Below are 5,004 nucleotides of genomic sequence, written 5' to 3' on the forward strand. Positions count from 1 at the left end.
GGCCCGATCACCGCGACCGGCGACGACGCGAGGAAGTAACCCCCCGCGCAGCCGGCTTCGAGCAGCACTGTGGGGCGGACGGTGGAGAGCAGCCAGCGCAGCCGTCGGCTCGCCTCGAACCGGCGCTGACCGGCGGAGGCGAAGTAGTCCTGGTACCCGTCCGTCGTGTAGTAGGCCTCGTCGTACAGCTCCTCGGGAGCCGGGGCGCTGCCCGCGGTCCAGACGAAGCCGCAGTCCGGGCAGCTCCACAGCAGCTCGCCGAGGGTCGGCGAGTGCCCACCGGCGCGGCCGCAGAGCTGGCAGCGGACCAGCTCGATCCCATCGAGTTTCATCAGGTGCTCCGTCCGGTTCGTGGCGCCCGGGCGATCACCCGAAGCAGGTCGCCGAGGCGTGGGTGGGTCAACCGCGGTGAGCGGAGCCCGAGCACGTCGGCGGGGAGTAGATGTCGGGCGTGCCGCAGCCGGTAGGCGAGCGGCATGTAGTAGCGGAAGACGGTGGTGTCCTGCCGGACCACCTCGAAGCCGAGGTCGGTCACCAGCCGGACCAGGGTGTCGGGGGTGAAGTGCCAGCGGTGGTAGCGCGGTTGCAGGCCCGGCCAGTCGGTGCCGAGTCGGTTGGCGGCGGCGGAGGCGATGTTGGGTACTTCGAGGGCGAGCCAGCCGCCGGGGGTGAGGGCGGTGTGTGCGGCGTGCAGGAAGGCGCGGGGGTCTTCGACGTGTTCGAGGACGTGGAAGGCGCAGACGACGTCGGCGGTGAGGGTGGGTGCGATGGTTTCGAAGTAGCCCTGGCGTACGGGCATGTGGAGGTGGTCGCGGGCGAAGCTGGCGGCGGCGTGGCTGACTTCGATGCCGCTGGCGGTGATTCCGGCCTGGTGGGCGGCTTCGAGGAAGTAACCCCCCGCGCAGCCGGCTTCGAGCAGCACTGTGGGGCGGACGGTGGAGAGCAGCCAGCGCAGCCGCCGCCGTGCCTCGAACCGGCGTGGCGCGGCCCGGAAGTAGTCGTCGTAACCACCCTCAGCGAAGTAGTCCTCGTCGTATCGCCCGTCCTCGGTGGCCTGCTCCTGCGCGGTCCAGCTGAAGCCGCAGCCTTCGCAGCGGCGCAGCAGCCCGCCGAGTCGGGGCAGGTGGGCCTGCCGTGGCCCACACAGCACGCACCGCGCGGTGCGGTGGTCGACGCTCATCGCGGACCGCCCGTGCTCGGCGACAGCACTGCCGTCGGCGCGTGCAGCAGCCGGTGCAGTCGCATCCGGTCGCTCGCGCCCAGGTGCCCGCCGGCGATCAGCAGCGCGCCGGCGACGAGCACTGTCAGACCCGCCCGGGACGACACGGCGAGGGCGGCGTCGAGGCGTCCCGGACCGCCCGGCAGGAACTGGCTGGCCGCCGCCGTGACCAACCCGGCCGCGACAGCCGCGGCGAGCGGCGGCCAGATCGCCCGCGCCAGCGGGGCCAGCGGCCGGGCCGTGGCGCTGTGGAAGTAGACCAGGAAGTACCCGGTGCTGAGCACCACCGCCAGCGCTGTCGACAGCGGTACGCCGAGCGGCCCGCACAGCAGCAGCATCGGCACGGTCAGGACCAGGTTGAGGACGACGGAGAGCAGTACGTACCGCGTCTCCAACCCGGGTCGGCCCTCGGCGCGGGCCGCGATCGTCGCCGCCCCGGTGATCAGGTTGAGGGCGTACGCGGGCGCGAGGATCATGATGTTCGCCGCGGCCCACGGGACCTGGTGGCCCAGCCAGAGCCGGACCAGCGGATCGGCGCTGACCATCAGCGCGGCGGTGGCCGGGGCCAGGAACAGCGCGAGGTACCGGGTGGCGGCCAGGTAGAACCGGTCCAGCCAGCCGGTGCCCCGGGACACCGTGCGGGCGACCGCCGCGGGGAACAGCACGATGAGGGCGAAACCCGGGGGCAGACGGAGCAGGTTGAGCAGGCGACCGCCCAGGTCGAAACCGCCGGCCACGGCGGGGCCGAAGGCACCACCGAGGACGAGGCGGTCCAGCTCCACGTTGACCATGCCGGCGCCACTGGAGACCTGCACCCGCAGGCCGTAGCCGCCGATGCGGCGGATGTCGGCCAGGTCCGTTCGCCCCCACAGTGGGGACAGGTCCGGGCACTGGCGGTGGGTTGTCGCGGCGAGCAGCAGGGTACGGATCGCCCCGGTCGCGGCGGCCGAGGCGGCCAACGCCACCAGGCCGCCGCCGAGGCGTACCACCAGGATGGCGAGGGCTGCCCCGAGGATCGCGGTGCCGGCGCTGATCGCGGCGAGTGACCCGTACCGTTGGCCGCCTTCGAGTACGGCCCGCCACGGCAGCTCCACGGCGCCGGCCACCAGGCCGACGACCAGCCAGAGGGTGGCCTGCCACGCCTCGTCGGCCAGGTCGCCGAGGCGCAGCAGCCCGGCGAGCCACGGCCAGCCGGCACCGAGCGCCCCGAGGGTGAGCAGGCCCAGCAGCAGGGCCCAGCCCAGCCCCAGCCCGAGCAGCCGACGTACCAGGTCCCGGTCGGCCGCGCTCTCGGCTCGGGCGACCTCTCGGACCAGTGCGGAGCCGAGGCCGAGGTCGATCAGGGCGGCCATCGCCAGCAGACCGGCGAGCACGACCCAGATTCCGAACTCCCGCGGCCCGAGCCGCTGGTAGATGACGGGCACCGAGACCAGCCCGGACACCGCCATGATCACCCGCGCGGCCAGCATGCTGGCCGTGTTGCGGGTGACCCGGGTTTCGACGGCGTGGGTCGTGTCAGCCACGGGGGAACCCCCGGAACAGCTCGACCACTGTCAGCAGGAGCAGGGTGAGGTCGACCCGCATGGAGCGGCAGTTGAGGTAGAGCAGGTCACAGCGGAGCTTCTCCTCCACTGTGGCCGCGTATCCGCCGGTGAGCTGCGCGATGCCGGTCAGGCCCGGCCGGATCAGGTGCCGCAGGTCGTAGTCGGGCAACCGGGTGAAGCCGGCGATGAACTCCGGTCGTTCCGGGCGAGGCCCGACGAGGCTCATCTCGCCGCGCAGCACGTTCCAGAGCTGGGGCAACTCGTCCAGCCGGGACCGTCGTAGCCAGCGACCCAGTCGGGTGATCCGGACGTCGTCCGGCAGGGCCAGGACCGGGCCGGTGGTCTGCTCGGCGCCGACCCGCATGGTCCGGAACTTGACCACCCGGAACAGGCGGCCACCCGTGCCGACGCGTTGCTGGAGGTAGAACGGTGGGCCGGTGAACGACACCACGGCCGCGATCACCGCGATCAGTGGGATCACCACGAGGGCACTGAGCAGGATCACGCCGAGGTCGAAGAACCGCTTGAGCCGCTCGCCTCGGGGTCGGCCGGCGCCGCCCGAACCCAGCCGGATCCAGGGCAGCCCACCGAAGCGCGCCATCGCGGGTGCCCGCAGCAGACCGTAGACGGGACGGGCCAGCACCATGATCTCGACGCCGGCACTCATGCAACTGGTGATGATGCGGTCGTCGATGCTCTCCAGGGAGTGCTTGAGCAACAGGAGTCGAGGGCGGACGCCGGCCAGCACTCCGGCGAGTTCCTCGGCGCAGACCGGCACCGGCAGTCGGACGGCCACGTCGAACTCCTCGTCGAGGCGGTCGGGCGTGGTGGCCGCGTCGTTCGCCTCGAGCACCACCACGCGGGCCCGCCGCCTGTGCTGTTCGGAGCGGGTGGCCTGCTCGTAGCGGGTGAACAACTCCTGAAGCTGCAGCGGGATCTCCGGCCGTTTTCGCGTGTCGGACCCCGGTGTCCCGGTGAGGCCGTGGGAGGTCGCGCTGTCGTTGCCCGGCAACGGAGCTGAGTCCGCGGTCACGGGTCCCGGGGTCTTTCTCAACGCGCCGACCTCCTTCTCCGTCAGGTGCCTGAGGGCATGCGGACGAGCACCCCGGAAGTAAGCTACTAGTCACAAATGCCCCATTAGTCCCGGATAGGCAAAAACAGGACTTCTTGTCCAGAACCTCGCATAGCTGCCCAAACCATTGGGCGAAACATCCCTTTGGTGGGTATTCAGTGGGTTACGGTCGTGCCGGCCGTCCGGTTGCCGCTGAGGGCCGACAACCCCGTCGTTCCAAGGAGTTCCACATGGACCAGCCAGTTGTTGCCGTCGGTGTCGACCCGCCGAAGGACCTGATCCCCGGACGCGTGCTGGTGACCGGAGGCGCCGGCTTCATCGGCAGCCACGTGGTCGCCCGGCTGATGTTGATGGGCAGTCAGGTCCGGGTGCTCGACAACTTCTCCACCGGTCGGATCGAGAACCTGGCCGATGCCGCGTACGGCGGACTGACCGAGGCCGACGTCGTCTCGGGAGACATCCGTACGCCGGAGGGTGTCGAGGTCATCCACCAGTGGCAGCCGGACGTGGTGGTGCACCTCGCCGCGCAGCCCAGCGTTCCCGCGGCCCGTCGGTCACCCCTGTACGACGCCGACGTGAACGTCTTCGGCACCGTCAACGTGCTGGACGCCTGCGCCCGTGGCGGCGTGCGGCTGCTGATCAATGCGGCCAGCAGTGCCATCTTCGGCAGCGTCGCCGCCCACGACCTGCCGGTCCGGGAGGACCATCCGATCGCCCCGGTGAGCCCGTACGGCGTCAGCAAGGCCGCCGGCGTGCACTACCTCGACTGGTACGGGCGTCAGCACGGGCTGCCGTACACCTCGATGGTGTTCGGCAATGTCTACGGACCTCGGCAGGAGGGCAGCGACTGCGGCGTGGTGTCCCTGATGGCCGACGCGCTGCTCGGCGGCCGGCAGGTGGTGATCTACGACGACGGTACGCAGACCCGGGACTTCATCCATGTCAGCGACGTCGCCGAGGCGATCGCCGTCGCCTGTCACCACCCCGGGATAGGTCTGGTCAACATCGCCTCGGGTCGGCAGACGAGCGTCAACGAGGTCTACGACACGGTCCGGGAGGCGTCCGGCGTCGGCAACGCGGCCCGGTACGAGCCGCTGCCCTGGCCGGGCGAGGTGCGCAACATGGCGCTGGACACCAGGAAGGCGCGCGAGCTGCTCGGGTGGTACCCG

Annotated in this window: 5 protein-coding genes; 1 reads left to right on the forward strand and 4 read right to left on the reverse strand. The window is 71.2% G+C overall.

All coding sequences use genetic code 11. From position 1 onward, the window contains the following. The 4 genes from ABZ749_RS29275 to ABZ749_RS29290 all read right to left on the reverse strand — a co-directional run. On the reverse strand, window positions 1-332 hold a 332-nt coding region (locus ABZ749_RS29275), incomplete at its 3' end, for a hypothetical protein (RefSeq protein WP_357233452.1). Next, a complete protein-coding gene (locus tag ABZ749_RS29280; RefSeq protein WP_357233454.1) occupies window positions 332-1,180 on the reverse strand; it encodes a class I SAM-dependent methyltransferase in 849 nt (282 codons plus the stop codon). The genes ABZ749_RS29275 and ABZ749_RS29280, both read right to left, overlap by 1 nt. After that, window positions 1,177-2,742 (reverse strand): lipopolysaccharide biosynthesis protein, encoded by a 1,566-nt coding sequence (locus tag ABZ749_RS29285; RefSeq protein ID WP_357233456.1) that lies wholly within the window; start codon window positions 2,740-2,742, stop codon window positions 1,177-1,179. Before ABZ749_RS29285 ends, ABZ749_RS29280 begins: the two co-directional genes overlap by 4 nt. Beyond that, complete coding sequence (locus ABZ749_RS29290) at window positions 2,735-3,796, reverse strand: sugar transferase (RefSeq protein WP_357233458.1); 1,062 nt, start codon at window positions 3,794-3,796, stop codon at window positions 2,735-2,737. Before ABZ749_RS29290 ends, ABZ749_RS29285 begins: the two co-directional genes overlap by 8 nt. A gap of 269 nt (window positions 3,797-4,065) precedes the next feature. Here ABZ749_RS29290 and ABZ749_RS29295 point away from each other — a divergent pair. Further along, window positions 4,066-5,004: NAD-dependent epimerase/dehydratase family protein (locus tag ABZ749_RS29295; protein WP_357233460.1), on the forward strand; the 939-nt coding region annotated here is incomplete at its 3' end.

The sequence above is a fragment of the Micromonospora sp. NPDC047753 genome, from assembly GCF_040642735.1.
GTDB lineage: Bacteria > Actinomycetota > Actinomycetes > Mycobacteriales > Micromonosporaceae > Micromonospora.

Coding starts and splice junctions, on each gene's coding strand:
- ABZ749_RS29280 (WP_357233454.1), bottom strand. CDS start 1,180: ATGAGCGTCGACCACCGCACCGCGCGGTGCGTGCTGTGTGGGCCACGG.